The sequence below is a fragment of the Olivibacter jilunii genome (genome assembly GCF_900607235.1).
Lineage (GTDB): Bacteria > Bacteroidota > Bacteroidia > Sphingobacteriales > Sphingobacteriaceae > Olivibacter > Olivibacter oleidegradans.
Window position 1 is genome coordinate 880,296 of the sequence record NZ_LR027848.1, and the last position, 20,454, is coordinate 900,749.

The following is a 20,454-nucleotide window of genomic DNA, read 5'->3' on the forward strand; positions in this document are numbered from 1 at the left end:
GAGTGGGGAATAGTAATAGGGGGTATGGGACGTAAGCCCTATTCCCCAACTAACGGGTTCCCTTGTTCACTAACGAGTAGCGAGTAGTTAGTAGTGAGTAGGGAATAGTTAATAGGGAATAGTTAATAGAGGGTATGAGACGTAAGCCGTGTTCCCAACTAACATGTTCCCTTGTTCACTAACGAGTAGTGAGTAGGGAATAGTTAATAGGAGGTATGAGACGCCATGTTCTCAACTAACAGGTTTCCTTGTTCACTAACGAGTTGTGAGTAGTTAATGGTGAGTAGTGAGTAGGGAATAGTTAATAGGAGGTATGAGACGTAAGTCATGTTCCCTACTAACGGGTTCCCTTCTCACTGGCTACCAGCATACGAGCTTACAGCCTATTGCCTACAGCTTCCATCCTATAGAATCAATATCAATACTAAAATAATGATGATGATGGCTCCTACGGATAGATAAACCCCACCGCTGCCTAGGGCACGCGCTCTTTTGTTCATTTCCCGAAGCTCTTTACGGAGTGCTTTGCGCTCTGCCTTTGTCATCGTTGATTTATCCATCGCTTTAATCTCTGCCACGCGCCTTTTCATAGCATTGATCTCTCTAGCCGCTTCTTCTTTAGACACTTCTATTGTTTTAGCATTCTTGTCGTTAGCAAGAGCTGCAATTGGGGTGCTAAATGTGAAAGCTAGCATGAAAACAGTTAATAGTGCATAGATTTTTGATTTCATAAAATTGTTTTTTAGTGAAACTTTGTGCAATTGATTGGGATTATCATTACACTAGTGCATAATAATTAAAGTTAGCAATTTGTTTTACTTATTCGAAAAAAAATCGAGTAAGGAAGGAATGAAAAACAGCTTGAAATAAAATTCTTTAAATAGCGAGAACTGTTCGTCCGGTGGTAACAAACTGTTGTGCATTTCCTTTGGGAAGCGCGAAGGTTCCTGTTAAACTACCGAATGCAGGCAATAAAAGTAACGACTGCTCTAAATGAAAGCAGGGAAGCCGAAGTGTTTGCTTTCCCCTTGCTTTAAGATTGGCCGCGGGATGAACATGACCGGCAATGTTCAGTATTCCTGCCGGAACTTCGGGCAAGGGCGCATGTGAATAGAGGATAAAATCTTCCTGTAAGGTCTCCAAATGGACCTTTAAATTACCCTGTTGGTAATAGGCAAGGGGAAGTATGTCATGATTGCCCTTGATGAGAATAAGCTCTGTATGCGGATATTGGGAGGAAAAATCGACAAAATGAAGCCATGCGGCATTCTCGGAACTGTGAAATAAATCACCCAAAAAAATAATCCGCTTTGTTTCATATTTTTTCAATACATCTTGCAGCAGTTTATAATCCCGGTCGGTTCCCGCTTGTTGCGGTATGATAATGCCGGCTTTCCTAAAATGAGCAGCCTTTCCAAGGTGTATATCAGCAATTACCAAGGTTTGATTTTCAGGAAAGAAAATGCATTTTTCCGCTAATAGATATACCGTTTTATTTTTTATTCGCAGCTCCAATCGGTCTCTCATTCCAGTTGCGCTATAATCTTGTTTAGTCTATCTTCCAACGCCTCATTACTGAAACGTTCCCGGAAGGATTCTGCAAATATAGGAAAAGCAAACGGTGTCAAGCGGTCGGTTTTATTGATGATAATTTTTTGCGAGGTAATGCGATTCAGGGCATTCAATAAGCGATTGTAGTCTAACTGGAAATCAAAAACTTCGTCGTAAGCTTCTCGGAGCAGTAAATTATCGCTTTCATACTCCTCAAACACCTTAAAAAATAAACCTGAATTTGCTTGCAAATGCTTGGTTTTTATCTTTTTTCCCGGAAAGCCTTGAAAAACCAAACCGGCGATACCGGCGATATCCCGAAAACGTTTCCTTGCCAATTCGGTCATGTTGACACTCTGTTGTATATCCTCGCTTAAATTTTCAACAGAAAAAAGACCGTTGGCAATAGCGGTTTTTATATCGATTTCTTGGTCGCTTAATAATTCGAAGCCATAATCGTTGAGGGCAACAGAAAAAGTATATGGTTTTGCCTTTCCTAATCGGTGCGCAATTAAGGCAGCCATGCCCTCGTGAATAAATTTTCCTTCAAAAGGGAAGAAGAACAAATGGTGACCTTCTTTTGTTTCTGTTTGCTCCACTACCAGATACTCATTGCTAGGCAAGGTACTGCGTCTTTGCTGTTCCAGAAAAAGAGGTTTGAGAAAAGAAATTTCCGGTTCTTGGGCTGCGGAGGTTTGCCACTGATCCAAAACGTGGCGAATAGCGAAGGAAAGGTGCGTAGAGAGGGGTAAACGCCCGCCCATCCAAGAAGGAACCAGTCCCTTTTTCTTATTGGACATCCTGACAATCGCTTGCAGGTCTTTTACACGGATCAACTCTAAATTTTTGCCGGCAAACCAAAAGGTATCCCCCGGATTGAGACGCGAAATAAACCATTCCTCAATACTGCCAATATATTTGCCGCTAAGGTATTTAACGGTCATCATTGTGTCGCTTACGATGGCGCCTATACTCAGGCGATGGCGCATGGCCACCTTTTTGCTGACAACCTTATAAACCCCCTCTTCAATCACTACTTTGTGAAACTCATCGTAAGCATCTAGCGTCTTGCCGCCCTGTGTAATCATCAAGAGACATTGCGTAAACTCTTCCCAGCTAATCGATTCAAAACAGTGCGTGCTCTTTATTTCTGAGAAGACTTCCTGCGGCCTGAATCCGTCTGATACGGCTAAGGTTACCAAGTATTGAATCAATACGTCAAAAGAACGGATATAAGGAATGCGATCTTCCATCAATTGATGCTGCTCGGCATAACGGAGGGCTGCCCCCTCCATAATTTCGAGCGAGTGAGTTGGTACGAACCAAATTTTGCTCGTCGCCCCGGGTCGGTGACCACTGCGCCCGGCACGTTGCAAAAAGCGAGCAATCCCTTTGGCGGATCCTACCTGAACCACGGTGTCCACCGGCCGAAAATCCACACCTAAGTCCAGGCTACTGGTACATACCACTGCCTTTAATGTGCCGGCATGCAATGCTTGCTCTACCCATTGTCGGATTTCTTCACTTAGCGATCCGTGATGCAAGGCGAGAATACCGGCTAGATCGGGTTGGAGACGTAGCAATTGCTGATACCAGATCTCGGCTTGAGACCGCGTATTGGTAAAAATTAAGGTCGTATCGCTATTATTAACAATTTCGAGCACCTTGGTGGCCAAGTGGATGCCTAAATGACCGCCCCAAGGAAATTTTTCTAAAACATCCGGGAGTACGGTGGTTATTTGCGTTTTCTTTGGAAGGTTTGCTTTAATAATCACGCCGTCTTGCTTTCCGAGAAGAATTTGTTTGGCTTCCTCTAGGTTCCCAATGGTCGCAGAAATACCCCAAATCTGCAACTGTGGATTAAGGTCCTTCAACTTAGATAGGCCAAGCTCTGTCAGCACACCCCTTTTGCTGCCTAATAACTCGTGCCACTCATCAACTACTACAAATTGGATGCTCTTCAATCGCGACGCATAACCTTTTTGGGCTAGCATCAAATGGATACTCTCGGGAGTAGTGATAAGGACATCGGGACTTTCTTTGATTTGTCGTTGTCTTTCTTTCAGTGTAGTGTCTCCGGTGCGTAGGGCTATATCCAGTTTTAAATCGAGATCATTGTTCACTCGATTGAGCGCCAGTACCATCTCTTGCGATAACGATCGTAGGGGCGTTATCCACAGGCAATATGTTCCACGTGACACTTTCGTTTGGCTTTGCCTAAAGGCCAATAATCGCTCCAAAATACCAAACCACATGGCGTAAGTTTTACCGTAACCGGTTGGGGCATTCAGTAAACCGGAAGCGCCTTTAATTATGGCCTGCCAAGTTTCCTTTTGAAATCGGTGCGGCGACCATCGTTTAAGTTCAAACCATTTTTCAGCTAACACGTTGTTGATTATTGGTTACTCGTTAATTGTTATTGGTTATTCGTTAATAGTTGTTAATTGTAAAATACTATTTCTTTAGACATTGCTTTCCGCTTTAAGCCTTCTGTTGCTTCAGCAAAGCTAATAAATCCGCTTTTGTGTTTGCTTCCTTTGCCGGTTTATCTTTTCGCCAACGGACGATACGCGGAAAACGCAAAGCTATACCCGATTTGTGGCGGGGAGACGAACTGATTCCTTCAAAGGCGAGCTCAAAAACCAATGTTGGTGTTACACTCCTCACGGGGCCAAATTTATCAATGGTATGCCGTTTTATCCAAGCATCAACTTCCAATATCTCTTTGTCTGTCAGTCCTGAATAGGCCTTGGCAAAGGGGACCAGCTCTCCATTATCCCATACGGCAAATGTATAATCGGTATATAAATTTGCCCGTCGTCCATGTCCTCGTTGTCCATATATTAAAACGCCGTCAATCGTATAAGGCTCAACTTTCCATTTCCACCAATTGCCTCTGCGGCGTCCTGTTTCATAAATGCTTTGCTTCCTTTTAAGCATAACTCCTTCACATTGATAAGCCCTCGCCTCTTCACGTGCGCGAGCGACGTCGTGCCACGTATCGCAAGGAATGATGCCGGAAATCAGAAGAGGGATGTCCCGGGGAAGCTTTTCCAAGAGCGTCACTAACAGATTGCGTCGCGTTTCTAATGGCCGGGCGCGAATATCTTCTCCATCGTATTCCAATAGATCATAACAGATCATGATTAAAGGCGCATCAGCGAGTATTTTTTTGCTTAATTGCTTTCGGCCGGTCCGCGTTTGCATCACCGAAAAAGGAAGTACTTTTTCGTCTTTAAAAGGAAGTATCTCACCATCTATCACGGTACCATTCGGTAGTAAATCAGCCAAGGGATGAAATTCCGGAAATTTATCCGTCAATAAGTCTTCACCTCGACTCCATATATATAAACTGCCGTTGCGAACAATGATCTGTCCTCTTATGCCATCGTATTTCCGCTCAATAAACCATTCGTCCGCATTTCCTAAACTTTCAGGGTCTTTATCTAATTGATAAGCTAAATAAAAGGGATACGGTTCAAAACTGCGCTCGTCCTTCGGCATTTCTGTCAAAAGAAGTTGCTGAACGTCCGCCGTAGTGGGGTGCCAATTACCCATCAGTCTATGTGCCATTTCGCTTTCCGGTTTATCAAAAGTTATCGACAAAGCTTTAATGACTAGTTGTTTGGATACACCCATCCGGAAGTTTCCGGTAATCAATTTGTTAAAGACAAAGCGGTGGTTGTTTGGTGTATGCATCCATCTGGAAGAAAGGGCCGCTTCCATCTCTTCGTCGCTAAGATTCTTCAAATCGTGTAAAAAAGCCATCGTTTCGTTTAATGTGTAAGCCTTTGGCTCAAGCGGTGGTGGCAAACACAGTGCGATCGTCTCTGCCAAATCCCCCACTACATGATATGATTCCTCGAAAAGCCAGGCGGGAAGTTGCGATAATTGGATGGCCGCTTGGCGAAGTATGGCCGTTTTAACAAAGCGTCCGGTTGATTTACCCATTAGCAGGTATACACACCATAATAGATCTTGGTTGTGCGCCGACCTGAAGTAACGAACGAGGGCCTCCACTTTTGCATTCGTTGAGGTTGTTCGATCTATTTCTTCGAATAGCTCATTGAATGCTCTCATCCCTGTCCTCCTGCATTAAAAGGTCGTCTTCATACAACGTATCCACTTCTATGGCATTTACATGGTACTGCTCGCGGAGCCACTTGGCGTAAATGGATTTATAACCGTGTGTTACATAGATGTTTTCGGCTTCCGTGGCTGTGATTGCTAAATTTAATTGTGACCAATCTGCATGATCTGATAAGACAAATCCGCGGTTGACATTCCTTCTTCTTCTGGCGCCTCTCAACTGCATCCAACCACTACAATAAGCTACTTCGTACGGTGCAAATTTCTTCATCCAAGAAGAGTGCAAGGCACTTGGAGGCATTACCACGACATAAGGTGCTGGAATTTTTTTTATATCAGCTGATGCATAGGCGACGTTATGCAACCGGTGTCCGTCATCAATTAATCGTTGTTGAATATTTACAATGGCACCATGTGCGTAAATAGGTAAACCGGTTTTTCCGGCAACTTCAATAATACGTTGCGCCTTCCCTAATGAGTAGCCGACCATCAGTGAATTTATGTTGGCTTTTCGATTATTATCGATCCAGTTGAGCATATCCCGTTCTACTTCATAAGCTTCGGGAAAGCGATAAACCGGCAGACCGAAGGTAGACTCCGATACGAAATGGTGGCACTTTACCGGATCAAAGGGGGTAGAGATTCCATCCCTTTCCAGCTTATAGTCGCCCGACACCACCCAAACTTCTCCTTTATAACTAAGACGTATCTGTGCCGATCCAATAATGTGTCCGGCAGGGTGTAAAGAAACTTTGACACCATTTATGTCTATTTCTTCTCCGTAGCCTAAACACTGAATCGACGTCTGGGGTCCAAGTCTTAATTTTAGAAGTGTGGCGCTATCACGATGACAAAGATAATGCTTGCTACCAAAGCGCGCATGGTCTGCGTGGGCGTGTGTTATAATTGCCTTATCAACAGGAAACCATGGGTCAATATAGATAGCTGCCTGCGCACAATAAATTCCTTTGTCGTTAAAAGTAAGCATAATAGCATTTTGAGAAGGCTCTTCTCCTGACATCATTCAAGTACTTCTCCGTTCTATAACAGGTAATAGGGATTAAGGTTTGTATAGAGGAGTATACACTGTTAAGGTATAGGGTGTGAGGTATTTGGGAAGGAAGGTTTAAGGTTCAGGACGTTTTGCGTTAACGAAGGACTTTTACTTTTAACAAAAGGGATTATACCTTAAACCCTAAATATAGCCCCGTGCGTGGTACGACGGCCTCATGACATTGGACGTTAAAAAGATTTAGGATAGCCCTGAGAAAAAATCATGTTGAAATATACCTGCTTTTTCCCTAAGTTTGATGCGTTAAAGAGATATAAAAATCATCGAACGTGAAATTTTTTAAATATCAGGGAGCCGGGAACGATTTCGTTTTAATCGATAATAGGGATCAGCAATTTGATACAAAGGACACTGCCCTAGTGGCACAGCTTTGTGATCGGCGTTTTGGTATTGGTGCTGACGGACTTATGCTTCTCCAGCAGCGGGCCGGGTATGATTTTGAGATGGTGTATTATAATGCTGACGGCAACCCTAGTAGCATGTGTGGCAATGGAGGGCGTTGCATTGTGTCTTTTGCAAAACATTTGGGCATTATTGAAAAGTCAACCCGATTTTTGGCGGTAGACGGGGAGCATGAAGCCACTATAAATGATACGGCCGACTGGGTTAGTTTGAAAATTATAGACGTTGAGCATATTGAAAAAGATGGCGATGACTTTGTCTTAAATACCGGATCACCACATTATGTAAAAGAAGTGGTGGATTTAAAAAATCTCGATGTGTTTGCTGCAGGCCGGACGATTCGATATAACGCCACCTATAAGCAGGCAGGTATTAACGTGAATTTTGTAGAGGCCGTAAATGATGGGTATCAAGTACGCACCTATGAGCGAGGCGTTGAAGATGAAACGCTGGCTTGCGGAACCGGTGTAACGGCTGTAGCGCTCGCTATGGCTTGGCATCATAACCGCTTAGGGACATATAGTACCCCAATCAAAGCCATGGGAGGCGACCTCAATATTCGTTTCACTTATTTAGGAAATGGGGTTTTTAAGGACATTTATCTGGAAGGCCCTGCTAAACTGGTTTTTGAGGGTTTATATCCCGGTAATTCTTAGTCAATTTTCAATTTCTTTGAACAAATAGCCCACCTATTTGTTCCATCGTTAAGAACCAATTATAACGCGTATAGAAATATTGGATAGGTAAGAAGGACATAGGTACGCTGCAACATTGCTAAGTTGCTAATTTAACGAGTCGTATAAGGGAGCAAAAAAGAATCTCACTCTTCCGGAGATTGCGCCGTTTTATATGATAATAACTTATTTTAAAGATTCTATTGTGTGTTTTAAGGTTCTTTAAGGCATAGATTGCTATTTTTTTTAATTTTTTATAATACAAAAATTTTATCCGATGCTTTTTGTAAAAAAAACATAGCTTTTGTTTAAAAAATAGATGATAGATTTTTCATTTTTTTCTTTACTTTTTATTTTATTGATATTTAAAATACAATAAATGTGTATAAAAATGCTTTTTATGTATATTTTATTTTGTGTTTTTGTAACAATTTTTCATTTTTCTTGGATACGAATGTTATTTGAATAATATTTGTTGGAAATTTTTATTCTTTATTGTGTTTTTTACTGAAATCTATCTTTTGTAATGAATAGTTTTTGTGTTTTTGGAATTTTTTATGAAAGTTAGCGCCGTAATTGTGTATTTGAGAAAGGAATTTGTTTTCAGTAGAGCTGCTCAGCGTCGAAAATTTGTTTTAGTAATAAAGCCAGCCGAATAAAGCTGTTGATATTGCTGAAATTGTCTTACATGTTGCTTACGAGGAAGGTAAGCACTATTATATCCAATAATCATTAACCATTCAAACAAACACATGAAACAGAAACTACTCAGTTTCTTTCTTGTTAGCTTGGCTTTATTAGGAAGCCTTTATGCGCAAGAAAGAACGATTCGAGGAAAGGTCACTGCAAAGGACAGTGGCGAACCGCTGCCGGGCGTGTCCGTGATGGCGGTCGGTACATCATCAGGCTCAACAACTAATGAAGAGGGAATTTACTCCATTTCGGTTCCCGCAAATGCGAAAGCATTAATCTTCTCCTACATTGGTTTTGAGAAAGAAACGGTATCTATTGGTAACCAAACAGTGATAGACGTTGAATTATCACAGGATGCCCAGGCATTAAGTGAGGTCGTAGTGACAGCGCTAGGTATTGAACGTAAAAGAAACGAGCTGGGTTATGCCGCTCAGGAAGTGAGAAGCGAAGATATTACCCGCACAAGAGACAATAACTTCACAAATGCGCTTTCCGGAAAGGTGGCAGGTTTGGATATTAAGCAATCCGGTACAATGGGGGGCTCAACAAACGTAGTCATGCGGGGGTATAAGTCATTAACCGGGAATAATCAGGCTTTATTCGTTATTGATGGAGTTCCTGTCAGTAACGTCAACACCAATACTGATTTGCAAGAAGATGCCGATGCCCAGAATCAAGGACGTGGAGGCTACGACTACGGTAACGCCGCTGCTGACATCAATCCCGATGATATTGAGTCCATCAACGTGTTGAAGGGAGCGGCTGCTTCCGCATTATATGGATCTCGCGCATCCAATGGGGTGATTATGATTACCACCAAAAAGGGAAAGAAAAATAGTACCAATATTACGATCAATAGTGGTCTAACTATTGGTAAAATAGATAAAAGCACCTTTGCCAAGTATCAGAAAGAGTACGGAGCGGGATATGTTAACCAGTATAGCGAAGAAGGCTATGCCTCTCCCGATGGAAATTTCTGGTATGAAACCGTATTCGGTAATTCCGGACCGGCTTTGGTAGTACCCTTTACAGAAGATGCCTCTTATGGTGCAGCTTTCGATCCAAATTTGTTGGTATATCAATGGGATGCCTTTGATGAAACCTCGCCAAACTATGGCAAGGCAACTCCTTGGGTAGGTGCGCAAAATGATCCATCTAAATTCTATAAAACCGGTTTAAACTCCATGCAAAGCATCAGTATTGATGGAGGTGGTGATGTAACTACATATAAAGTAGGTTATACCCGAAACGATGAGACCGGTGTTTTGCCTAACAGTAAGATTACCAAGAACATGTTTAATCTTTCCGGATCCCATCAAATTAATGATAAATTAACGGTTAGTGCTACTGCCAATTTTTCTAGAGTAGATGCAATTGGCCGATATGGAACGGGTTATGATGGAAGAAATCCGAATCAGGGTTTCCGTCAGTGGTGGCAGACGAATGTCGATATTAGAGAATTGGAAAGAGCTTACGAGCGAGAGGGAAGAAATGTTACCTGGAATTGGTCGGATATCGACGCAACTGGACCTATTTACTCCAACAATCCTTACTGGGAGCGTTACAAAAACTACCAGAACGACAGTCGTAACCGTTATTTCGGAAGTGCCGTCGTAAACTGGAAGCCTCTGGAATGGATGGATGTAATGGGCCGTGTTACTTTTGATGGATCGAATGAGTTCCAGGAAGAACGCCTGGCAATCGGTGGTGCAGAAGTGCCGGAATACCAACGTTACGATCGTACCTATAGTGAGGCCAATTACGATTTGATGCTTAATTTCCATAAAGATCTGGCAGAAGATTTGACATTTACGGGTTTATTGGGAAGTAACTTGAGAAGAAATTATTTATCGGCTATTCGGGCACAAACGAATGGGGGCTTAGCTTATGAGGGCATTTATTCCCTTTCCAACTCCATTTTCCCGATAGAACCGCCCAAAGAACGGTATGAAAGAATCGGAGTAGACGGTATTTTTGCCAATGCCAACTTCGGTTACAAAGAAACTTATTTTATAGAAGGGTCTATCCGTCGCGATCAGTCAACTACACTTCCAACGGATAACAATGTGTATTGGTACCCCTCTGTTGCCGGTAGTTTCTTGTTTTCAAATTTATTAAAGGATTCCAACTGGCTAGATTACGGTAAATTACGGGTTAATTATGCGGAGGTTGGAAACGACGCATCGGCTTTAAGTTTGTATAATACCTACACCATTAATACACCTTTTAATGGAATTCCTATGGCTTCTATTGCTGAGGAGCTACGTAATTCAAATCTGAAACCGGAACGTACCAAAAGTTTTGAGGTAGGTTTGGAGATGAATTTCTGGGATTCAAGAGTCGGCTTTGATGCCAGTTATTATCGCTCAACCTCCTTTGACCAGATTATGGCCGTAACCGTTTCCTCAGCCACCGGATATGATCGGCGTTGGGTGAATGCGGGTTCTTTACGAAACCAAGGTTTCGAACTGAGTGCTTTTGTAATCCCGGTGCGGACCAACGATTTTTCTTGGACTCTGAATCTGAATTTCGCACGTAACCGCAATAAGATGATCGAGTTGTACGAAGGGAATAACAATTTACAGCTTGGTACCTTCCAAGGTGGTATAACCTTAAATGCCACTTTAGATCAACCCTTTGGTACTTTAAGAGGGGTTGATTATCTATATCTTGATGGACATCATGGTGACCCCGACTATCGCATAGTTGGCGAAGATGGTTACTATCTTACTTCCAGTCCGGATCAAGTGCTAGGCAATATTAATCCCGACTGGTTGGGCGGTATTCAAAACAACTTTAAGTATAAGGATTTTTCATTGTCCTTCTTAATCGATATTAAAAAAGGCGGTAGTTTATTCTCATTGGATCAATATTACGGAATGTCGACCGGGATCTATCCCGAAACGGCTGGATTGAACGATTTAGGCAATCCAAAGCGTTTACCAATCAGTCAAGGAGGTGGCGTTGTGTTGCCAGGGGTTAATCCCGACGGCTCTCCCAACGCAACCCGCGTAGAAGCCTATGACAATTCTGTAACACCTTATGGTTATGCCAATAATCCGCAAGCGGGATTTATTTACGACGCGGGATATATTAAACTTAGAGAAGTTTCGCTTACCTATAGCTTACCTAATAGGTGGCTGGCCAATACCAATTTCTTCAAAGGGATTGACTTTTCTTTAGTGGGCAGAAACCTTTGGTTAATTCATAGTAATGTACCTTATGCAGATCCCGAAGGGGGCTTAAGCTCCGGTAACTTACAGGGTATTCAAAGTGGGGTGTACCCTGCTGTTCGGAATTTTGGATTTAATGTTCGAATGAGGTTCTAATAATATTAAGATCGTATACAGATGAAAAGAATATTCTTATATATTGCGCCCCTAGTTTTGTTAGCTTCGTGCGCAAAAAACCTGGACGACTATAATGTCGATCAGAAAAATCCTGCAGAAGTTTCGCAGGCGCCACTCTTCAGTAATGCACTGAAAGAACTTACGGATGATGTAACTTCTCCGAGCGTTAATATCAATGTGTTTCGGTTTTGGATTCAGCAATGGACTGCCACGACATACCAAGACGAGCCTCGATATAACTTTGTTACCCGAAATATTCCTGAAAATTTTTGGGAGCCGCTTTATCAAGAAGTTTTACATGATCTAAAGCAAGCAAAGACTTATGCAACCGAGGATACGGAAATTGAAGACGTTCAACGGAATAATCAAATAGCTGCTATTGAAATTACTTCTGTTTATGCCTGGACGGTGCTCGTCAATACATGGGGAGATGTACCTTATACAGAGGCTCTTTCCGATATCGGCCAACCAAAATACGATGATGCAGCCACGATTTACGGCGATTTACTGAATAGATTGGATGCGGCGATAGCCATGATAGACCCGAGTGGAGAAGGTTTTGGCAGTGCAGATTTATTGTATGGTGGTGACATGGCCGCTTGGCTGAAGTTTGCGCATAGCTTAAAACTAAAAATGGCCATAACTCTTGCTGATGTAGACGAGCTCAGGGCACGTGAAATCATCACAGCTTCAGCAGCAGCTGCTTTTACGAGCAATGCAGACAATGCCGCCTTTGCCTATGTTTCGGCCTCGCCTAATAATAATCCGGTTTCCAATAATTTGAATTCTCAGTTTACTTCGCGGCAAGATTACGTAGCTGGAGGACCGTTTGTTAATGTATTGAATAGCTTGGAAGATCCAAGGCGCCCATTCTTCTTTACTACCGTTAATGGTGAATATGTTGGTGGAGGAATTGGGTCCAGTAATCAATATTCAACGAACTCCAAGCCAAGTGATAAAGTAATTGCCCCTGATTTCGAAGCACTGCTACTCGATTATTCGGAAGTAGAGTTCATTTTAGCGGAAGCTGCTGCCCGATGGGGCATCGGAGGCACACCAAGCGAGCATTATAACAAAGCGATTGAAGCATCTATCACCTATTGGGGTGGAGACGACCGCGATGTAGCGAACTATTTAGCGCAGCCAGCGGTTGCTTATGCTAGCGCTTCGGGTGATTGGAAAGAAAAGATTGGCGTTCAAAAGTGGTTAGCTTTATATAACCGAGGTTATGATGCCTGGGTAGAATGGAAAAGACTTGATCACCCTCAGCTGGAGCCTGCCTTCCGAGCGGTGGACCCGGGCATTATACCTAACCGACTCACTTATCCGGTGAGCGAACGTACACTGAATGGTACCAACGTAGACGCTGCGGCCTCAAAATTAGGAGGAGATGATGTGGTTCATAAAGTTTTCTGGGATGTGAATTAAGCGTCAATTAGCTATTATAAATTTGAAATGCCTTCCGCAAGGGAGGCATTTTTTGTTATGACGTTTTCCGTCGAAGATTCAATAAATCAAGCGATAAAGAGAAATTGCCAAAATGTTACAATTGAGACTTCTAATATTGTTCTAATGTATCTGAGCCACATTTTTTGTAACATTTTTTTATTTTTTTTGAAAATTTTAAAATAGAAGGAATATTTGCGGTTGAATTTAACATTTTTTAACATCTAGCTAATATTAAAGCTTGTTAGCTACAAGCGAATAGACGAATCTTTTATGTACTTCCAAAGAACATAAGAAGGTTTACTGAGGATACAAAAAGAAGTACTTACGATAGAGGAAATGGATACCCAAGCGAGGGCATACGTACTTATTATTAAACCAGGTGAATAGATTCTATTCAGCCAATCTTTTCTCTTTTATTTAATTGCTTATAATACCCTATTTTATATTTTAACTAAAATCAAACACATGAAACAAAAACTACTAAGTTTTTTTCTGGCGTCATTTCTGCTCTTGGGAGTGGCTTATGCGCAGGAGAGAACGATTAGAGGAAAGGTGACTTCTTCAGCAGGAGAAGCTTTACCTGCAGTGTCCGTGATTGTCACGGGTACAACTACCGGTACACAAACCAATGCAGAAGGTAATTTTAGCCTGAATGTACCCGACGGAGCAAGTTCCATCACCGTATCTTACATTGGATACACTAAACAAGTTATTAACCTAACGCAGTCGAATACTTATAATGTCGTCCTTTCGGAAGATGCTGCGCAGCTGAATGAGGTTGTTGTAACTGCATTAGGTATATCGCGCCAAAAAAAATCCCTTGGTTATTCCGTTCAAGAGATTAAAGGTGAAGATGTTTCCCAAACAAAGCAAACAAACTTTGTGAACAACTTAAATGGTAAAGTAGCAGGGGTACAAGTTGTAGGAGGTAGTGGTAACATGGGTGGATCTGCTAAAATCAGCATTCGTGGCATTAGTTCCATTACAGGAAATAACAATCCGCTTTTTGTGGTAGACGGTATTCCTATGGACAATTCGAACTTTGCTCCAATAAGCGCTACAACGGGTAAGCCAGGAACAAACCAAGCGCGCGGTGCCGGTGGTTATGATTATGGAAATACCATTCAAGACATCAATCCAGATGATATAGAAAGCTATTCCGTATTAAAAGGAGCTGCAGCAACAGCACTATATGGTAGTAGGGCACTAAACGGGGTCATTTTAATTACCACAAAGAAAGGCTCTAAGAAGAAAGGCTTGGGTGTTTCTTACAATTTTAATGCACAGATGGATAAGGTCTATAAGTTGCCTGACTACCAAAATCAATATGGAGGAGGAGCTTGGGATGATGAACTTGGCGGACCACAACCTTTTCAAAGACTATATACACCAAATGGAACTTATCAAGATGAAAATGGCGAACGTTACGATTTATTGGTAGATTATGCGAGAGACGAATCTTGGGGACCGAAATTCGATCCTAATCTGCTTGTAAGACACTATTGGTCGTTTGAAGGTGATGAGGCTGGTGTAAGTGCTCCTTGGGTGGCACACCCCAATAACGTACGCGATTTTTTTGAAACAGGCATGACCTATACAAATAACGTCGCGTTGGACGGTGCTAATGATCAAGGAAGTTTTCGCGTTGCTTATACGAATTTGAGCCAGAACTTTATACTACCTAACTCTAAATTCGAAAAGAATAACATTTCCTTTAATGGTAATTACAATTTCTCTCCCCGCCTTCATGCGGATTTGAGTGCTAATTACGCTGGAACAAAAGCAACCGGTCGTCCGGGAACCGGGTATGACGGCGCTAACGTTATGCAACAGTTCAACAACTTTGGACAGCGCAGCTGGGATATTGAACATATGCGGAACTATGAAAATCCTGATGGTTCTCAACGTACATGGAACAGAAGAGCATACGACGATCCTGCAGCGAATTACACTGACAACCCGTATTGGACACGTTATAAAAACTACCAGAATGATGGAAGGGATCGGTTCTATGGTGTTTTTGGCTTAACTTATGACATCACGGATGAATTGAAGGTAAGTGCCAAAGCGATGACTGATTTTTATACCGATATACGTCAAGAGCGGATCGCCTTTGGATCCAATGCCGTGCCATTTTACTCCCACTACGAACGTTTCAATAAAGAAGAGAACTTCGAAGCCAGAATTAGCTACAATAAGACATTTAACGATTTCAGTGTAAATGCGATGGCGGGTGTTAACAGAAGGGAAAATCAGTATCGTATCAATGGTGGACAAACAGTAGGCGGATTAAACGTAAAAGACTTTTTCAATTTGCGTAACTCTACATCTCCAGCCTTACTCATTGAACAATTGTTTCAAAACCGGATGAATTCGGTGTTCGCCAGTGCCTCATTCGGTTATAAAGATTTTATTTACTTAGATCTTACCGGAAGAAACGACTGGTCTTCAACTTTGCCTGCTAATAATAATTCATTCTTTTATCCGGCAGCATCTGCCTCATTCGTTTTCTCAGAATTGGGATCAATGCGTGACTCCGGTTGGTTAAACTTTGGAAAGTTGCGTTTCGGAGCAGCTAAAGTAGGTAACGATACGGACCCTTATCGTCTGCTGAATATCTTTGAACCGGATCAAAGTATTGGCGACAATCCAAGCTATACGCGTCCATTGCAACTCAATAATCCAAACCTGAAGCCTGAAACGGCGGTTGAATACGAGGCCGGTTTAGAGATGCGCATGTTTGACAACCGTTTTGGATTTGACTTTTCAGCCTACCATAAAACGGCAAAAGACCAAATTATTCCGTTGGCGATTTCACCGACTTCCGGATATTCCAGCAGAATTATTAATGCCGGAAAAATGCAAAATAAAGGTCTAGAATTGGCTATTTACGGTACTCCAATTAAGACAAGCGGTGGTTTCACTTGGGATGCAACTTTCAACATTGCAAGAAACGTTAATAAACTTATAGAGCTGTATACCGATCCGGTAACTGGTGAAAGAGTGACCAATCTAACAATAGGAACAGCACCTTTTATTGCTACCATTAATGCTGAAGAAGGCGAATCCTACGGAAGTATCATGGGAACTAATTTCGTGTACGACGAAAACGGCGATAAGGTTGTATTACCAAATGGATTGTATAAAGTAAGTAATGGTGTAGAAAAAATTGGAAGCATTTTGCCAGATTTTACCGGAGGCTTTATGAATACATTTAGCTACAAAGCCTTTTCTTTAGGCGTAAACTTTGATTTTCAATCAGGTGGAGATGTTTTCTCAATTACGAACCTGTTCGGTAAATCATCGGGTCTTTTTGAAGAGACCGCTGCAAATGGTATCAGAGAAAATGGAATTATCGTACCTGGCGTTAAAGAAGACGGTACCCCTAATGATGTTTCAATTGATGCATATACGCACTTTAATGCAAATGGTGGACAAAGAATTGCTGCTGAGAATGTATATGACGCGAGTTATATTTATCTAAGAGAGGTAAACCTTGGCTACAACTTGCCTAAATCTTTTGTAGAGAAATTGAGATTGCAAAGTGTTCGAGTTGCCTTGACAGGTCGGAATTTATGGCTTATGAAGTCGAATATTCCACATGTTGATCCATCGGCAATTGCTTTATCAACAGGCAATCTTCAAGGTATTGAAGGGGTATCGATGCCTTCTACAAGAACCTTTGGCTTTAATCTAAACGTAACTTTTTAATTGACAGCAAATGAAACGATATAATTATAAAATTGGCTTTCTAGCTATTTTAGGCCTAATAGGACTGGGGTCTTGTACGAAGAGCTTTGAGGAGCTTAATTATGACCCAAACAACGCACATGAGGTCAACCCTGAATATTTGTTATCCTATGCACAGAAAAACGCGATGGATAATACTTGGGATGAATGGCAGAATGGACGTTTTGGTTTACTCTACTCGCAACAGTGGTCGCAACCGGATTATACAGAAGAAAGTAGATATCAAATTAGAACCAATGTTAACTATAATCTTTGGTTGGCATATTACCATGATGTACTTAATAATTTAGAGGAAAGTGTTAAGCAAAACGAGGCAGATTTAATTAGCGGGTCGCCGAATAAATCAGCTATCTCTAAGATATTAAAAAGCTGGGCGTTTCATGTTTTGACAGATATCTATGGAGATATTCCTTATAGCGAAGCCCTTCAAGGAGAGGCTGCGCTTAACCCTAAATATGAATCATCGCAGGTCATATACGCTGATTTGTTAAAAACCTTGCAAGAGCAGGTGAGTATATTGGACGAAAGTCAGCCAAGCTATGGCTCTGGCGATAATATCTACGGAGGTGATGTTCTAAAATGGAAAAAGTTCGCGAACTCGCTTATCGTAAGAATCGCCTTGCGTATGGTAGACAAAGACACACAGGCTGCGAGAAGTGCGATTGAAGCCGCGGTGAGCTCGGGCGTTTTTCAAGGTAATGAAGATAATGCACTCTATCACTATTTAGCAAACGCTCCGAATAACAATCCAATCAACGAAAGTTACAAATCAAGAACGGGCGATTTTTCAGTTTCGAAGACGTTGGTTGACTACATGAAGGAAGTTAATGATCCAAGATTGCCTGTTTATGCAAGTCCTGCAGCCGTAAGCGGTGAATATATTGGTTATGTATATGGATCTTCCACTGTCATTAACGCTAATCAAGTTTCCTTGCCTGGTACACGTATTAGAGCAGCAGAAGAACCTGGAATTTTTATGAGCTATCCTGAAGTAGCTTTTGCTTTAGCTGAAGCAGCAGAAAGAGGTTTTAGTGTAGGGGGAACTGCCGAAGACTTTTATAAAAAAGGGATTACTGCCTCTATGAACTATTGGGGTGTTACGGATGCCAACGCTATTAACCAATATATAGCAGGAAGCCCATATAACAGCAGCGACTGGAAGAATGTGATAGGAGTACAAAAGTGGTTAGCTATGTATATGCAGGGAATTCAAGCATGGTTAGAAAGAATACGTCTTGATATCAAAAAACCTGGTGGGGCCCAATTATTTGTTGCTCCAGTTAGCGGAAGCCTTGATCAAAACGTTGATTTTGTGCCGTACAGAATGACTTATCCGGTTGAAGAGCAAACAAGAAATGCGGTCAATTATAGAGAAGCCGTTTCAAAGATCCCTGGAGGCGTTGATTCTAAAGGCGCTAAACAGTGGTGGATGCCGTAGTCCCCATATTTGTCATGTATAAACAGTGGGGCTTTCTTTAAAACTAAGAAAGCCTCGCTGTTTAAAAATCTTGCATGTTTCATCTAAATCTCTTTTGTCAATTGTACTAATCTCTTAAATTCAGGAGTTTTACAATTGATAAATTAGCTCCGTATAGATGGAGGTTCAATGACCGTTAGTTTTGTTTAAAGACAAGGGAGTTTGATATTTAGTTTGAGATGGGGATAGAGTTTTATATTGCACAAAGTATTCTACTCGTTTTTATTGATAGTATCTAGAACATTCCCTTAGCGGTAATAACAACAATTGGGATGCTATTATTTACAATATTGTTGATTCTAACGCGAACAGATGTTGCCGTTTTACTCAATACGGTTGCACCACTTACCTCGAATGATGTATTCGATAAACCGATTTCTTCAGGCAAATAGTAAATAACGGTTTGCTCTAATGGTCGTACAACAGGTTTGCCAAGTATTTGAAAATCCGCAGGGGCCCTCACTTCAAATTCAAAACCATCTATGGTATCCGTGCAGGAAAAGAATCCCATCTTTCCGCCGTTATTTCCTAGAGATTTTATTGTCACACTTGAGCCAATATTACTTCCAACGATTTGTGAGCCTCCCTTTACATACCATTTTACTGGTATGTTTATAATAAACCCACTTGCACTATATCCGATGGTTTGAGTAGTACCAACGCACATCTCTTCTTCTCCTTCAAACTGAAGAACAGACGTTTTTGTAATTTTCATATTTTTTAGGTAAAGATATGTTGGTTTTGAAACTTGACTTGATGCTCTAAATACGATATAGTTAGAGCATTCGTTCGCTGTAAAGCTCAGATTGACTGTTTTGCTTTGGTTTTTTGGAGTATTCTTTTGCCCTTGTGGAATTTTCCATGATACTACGTTATCATTAGATGTTCTTAATAAAAGTGGCTTCAATGAACAGAGATCTGTTGCGCTGCTCAAATTTAAACTCTTTAACGTGAATATCTCGAGTTCTGGGAAATAGGTTTTGCAATCTACACCCAAAAGACCACAGTCATCGTTGTACCCCTCCATATTGACTGGCACACTAATGGCATAGTTATTACCTTTGACGAAGTTATGCTTAAAGATTATATATGCATTATCTGAGAAGCCTAGCTCAAATTTTATCAGACTGTCACTTTTGCCTCGCGTCACATTCCCAGATATCTTATACAGTGTGTCGATTTTCATCGATCCGGCTGGGGTATAGTTTGGGTTAAACCGATTAATCGTTTTGATGAGTGAAGGAGTTGGTGGAATAACTGCTGCTATTTTTTGAATGGGTTGAAGCTTCGCATCGATTTGCTTATCTTCTTCTTTTGAGCACGACCAAACAAGGACTGAGCCACATGCGTCCAAAACGCTGAAAAATAATTAAGGAAAAAGAAGGAGTACGGCTAAAAAGCCGTGTGTTTTGAGTGCTTAAATCAAACATTAACCTCCGATGGTACCATCCGCTGTGCGGATAGCATGAATGCCATAAAGATAACATACCTGATGAATAAATATAAGTTTATTCAGTCAGTTATTGTCTTATTTTCCGAGGGAAAAATTCGACAGGCTGGTAAAAAAGCATGGTAGCGATAAGCACAGGAAAGGGATCAACAGCTGGGCCCACTTTGTGTCGATGCTGTTCTGCCATATAGGTGGAGCCAGTTCCGTCCATGATATCAGCAAGGGCCTTAGGATCACCACGGGCAATATCAACCACCTGGGTATAGGTCGCGTTCCTTGCAAATCAAGTCTTTCCTATATCAACAGACATCGTAGTTACGAACTCTTCAGGGACTTTTATTATAAAATGCTGGAAGAGTTGTGGCATCGGCACAGTTTCGCCCTTACGGGTCTTAAAAGACTGAAACGGATTGTATATCTGCTGGACGCCACGGTGATTCCCCTGTGCCTGAAGGTGTTCGACTGGGCTACCTACCGTAGCACCAAGGGGCAGTGAA

Annotated in this window: 12 protein-coding genes; 6 read left to right on the forward strand and 6 right to left on the reverse strand. The window is 41.7% G+C overall.

Annotated features, from left to right (window positions below):
• Positions 1 to 404: 404 nt before the first annotated feature.
• From E0E36_RS03695 to E0E36_RS03715, 5 genes are all read right to left on the reverse strand, one after another.
• Positions 405 to 731: a hypothetical protein gene (locus E0E36_RS03695; protein ID WP_013664409.1), complete on the reverse strand. Its 327-nt coding sequence runs from the start codon at positions 729 to 731 to the stop codon at positions 405 to 407.
• Positions 732 to 876: 145 nt separating this feature from the next.
• A complete protein-coding gene (pdeM, locus tag E0E36_RS03700; protein WP_013664408.1) occupies positions 877 to 1,527 on the reverse strand; it encodes a ligase-associated DNA damage response endonuclease PdeM in 651 nt (216 codons plus the stop codon).
• Positions 1,524 to 3,938: a ligase-associated DNA damage response DEXH box helicase gene (locus E0E36_RS03705; RefSeq protein WP_130854763.1), complete on the reverse strand. Its 2,415-nt coding sequence runs from the start codon at positions 3,936 to 3,938 to the stop codon at positions 1,524 to 1,526. Before E0E36_RS03705 ends, pdeM begins: the two co-directional genes overlap by 4 nt.
• A 94-nt stretch (positions 3,939 to 4,032) precedes the next feature.
• The gene (locus tag E0E36_RS03710) at positions 4,033 to 5,631 is read right to left on the reverse strand and encodes an ATP-dependent DNA ligase (protein ID WP_130854764.1); all 1,599 of its coding nucleotides are present in this window, start codon (positions 5,629 to 5,631) and stop codon (positions 4,033 to 4,035) included.
• Complete coding sequence (locus E0E36_RS03715; protein WP_130854765.1) at positions 5,615 to 6,664, reverse strand: ligase-associated DNA damage response exonuclease; 1,050 nt, start codon at positions 6,662 to 6,664, stop codon at positions 5,615 to 5,617. Before E0E36_RS03715 ends, E0E36_RS03710 begins: the two co-directional genes overlap by 17 nt.
• A 317-nt stretch (positions 6,665 to 6,981) precedes the next feature.
• Between E0E36_RS03715 and dapF the strand changes: the two genes are divergently transcribed.
• The 5 genes from dapF (at position 6,982) to E0E36_RS03740 (ending at position 18,468) form a co-directional block, all read left to right on the forward strand.
• Positions 6,982 to 7,770, forward strand: a complete 789-nt coding sequence (gene dapF, locus E0E36_RS03720) for a diaminopimelate epimerase (protein ID WP_130854766.1) — start codon at positions 6,982 to 6,984, stop codon at positions 7,768 to 7,770.
• Between the two features lie 770 nt (positions 7,771 to 8,540).
• Positions 8,541 to 11,810, forward strand: a complete 3,270-nt coding sequence (locus E0E36_RS03725; RefSeq protein ID WP_130854767.1) for a SusC/RagA family TonB-linked outer membrane protein — start codon at positions 8,541 to 8,543, stop codon at positions 11,808 to 11,810.
• A 21-nt stretch (positions 11,811 to 11,831) separates the two neighbouring features.
• Positions 11,832 to 13,259 carry a SusD/RagB family nutrient-binding outer membrane lipoprotein gene (locus E0E36_RS03730; RefSeq protein ID WP_130854768.1) on the forward strand — a complete coding sequence of 476 codons (1,428 nt, stop codon included), beginning with the start codon at positions 11,832 to 11,834 and terminating at the stop codon, positions 13,257 to 13,259.
• A gap of 486 nt (positions 13,260 to 13,745) precedes the next feature.
• Positions 13,746 to 16,991 (forward strand): SusC/RagA family TonB-linked outer membrane protein, encoded by a 3,246-nt coding sequence (locus E0E36_RS03735; RefSeq protein WP_130854769.1) that lies wholly within the window; start codon positions 13,746 to 13,748, stop codon positions 16,989 to 16,991.
• A 10-nt stretch (positions 16,992 to 17,001) separates the two neighbouring features.
• Positions 17,002 to 18,468, forward strand: a complete 1,467-nt coding sequence (locus E0E36_RS03740) for a SusD/RagB family nutrient-binding outer membrane lipoprotein (RefSeq protein WP_013664398.1) — start codon at positions 17,002 to 17,004, stop codon at positions 18,466 to 18,468.
• Between the two features lie 274 nt (positions 18,469 to 18,742).
• Here the strand turns inward: E0E36_RS03740 and E0E36_RS03745 are convergent, their stop codons facing one another.
• A complete protein-coding gene (locus E0E36_RS03745; RefSeq protein WP_130854770.1) occupies positions 18,743 to 19,861 on the reverse strand; it encodes a hypothetical protein in 1,119 nt (372 codons plus the stop codon).
• A 148-nt stretch (positions 19,862 to 20,009) separates the two neighbouring features.
• Here E0E36_RS03745 and E0E36_RS03750 point away from each other — a divergent pair, with 148 nt between their 5' ends.
• Positions 20,010 to 20,453 carry a DUF4372 domain-containing protein gene (locus E0E36_RS03750; RefSeq protein WP_256377670.1) on the forward strand — a complete coding sequence of 148 codons (444 nt, stop codon included), beginning with the start codon at positions 20,010 to 20,012 and terminating at the stop codon, positions 20,451 to 20,453.
• The last annotated feature ends 1 nt before the right edge of the window (position 20,454 follow it).

Bases quoted from the DNA above. Each gene is read 5' to 3' on its own strand.
- E0E36_RS03695 (WP_013664409.1), bottom strand. From the start codon at position 731: ATGAAATCAAAAATCTATGCACTATTAACTGTTTTCATGCTAGCTTTC.
- E0E36_RS03730 (WP_130854768.1), top strand. From the start codon at position 11,832: ATGAAAAGAATATTCTTATATATTGCGCCCCTAGTTTTGTTAGCTTCG.
- E0E36_RS03735 (WP_130854769.1), top strand. From the start codon at position 13,746: ATGAAACAAAAACTACTAAGTTTTTTTCTGGCGTCATTTCTGCTCTTG.
- E0E36_RS03715 (WP_130854765.1), bottom strand. From the start codon at position 6,664: ATGATGTCAGGAGAAGAGCCTTCTCAAAATGCTATTATGCTTACTTTT.
- E0E36_RS03725 (WP_130854767.1), top strand. From the start codon at position 8,541: ATGAAACAGAAACTACTCAGTTTCTTTCTTGTTAGCTTGGCTTTATTA.
- E0E36_RS03740 (WP_013664398.1), top strand. From the start codon at position 17,002: ATGAAACGATATAATTATAAAATTGGCTTTCTAGCTATTTTAGGCCTA.
- E0E36_RS03710 (WP_130854764.1), bottom strand. From the start codon at position 5,631: ATGAGAGCATTCAATGAGCTATTCGAAGAAATAGATCGAACAACCTCA.
- pdeM (WP_013664408.1), bottom strand. From the start codon at position 1,527: ATGAGAGACCGATTGGAGCTGCGAATAAAAAATAAAACGGTATATCTA.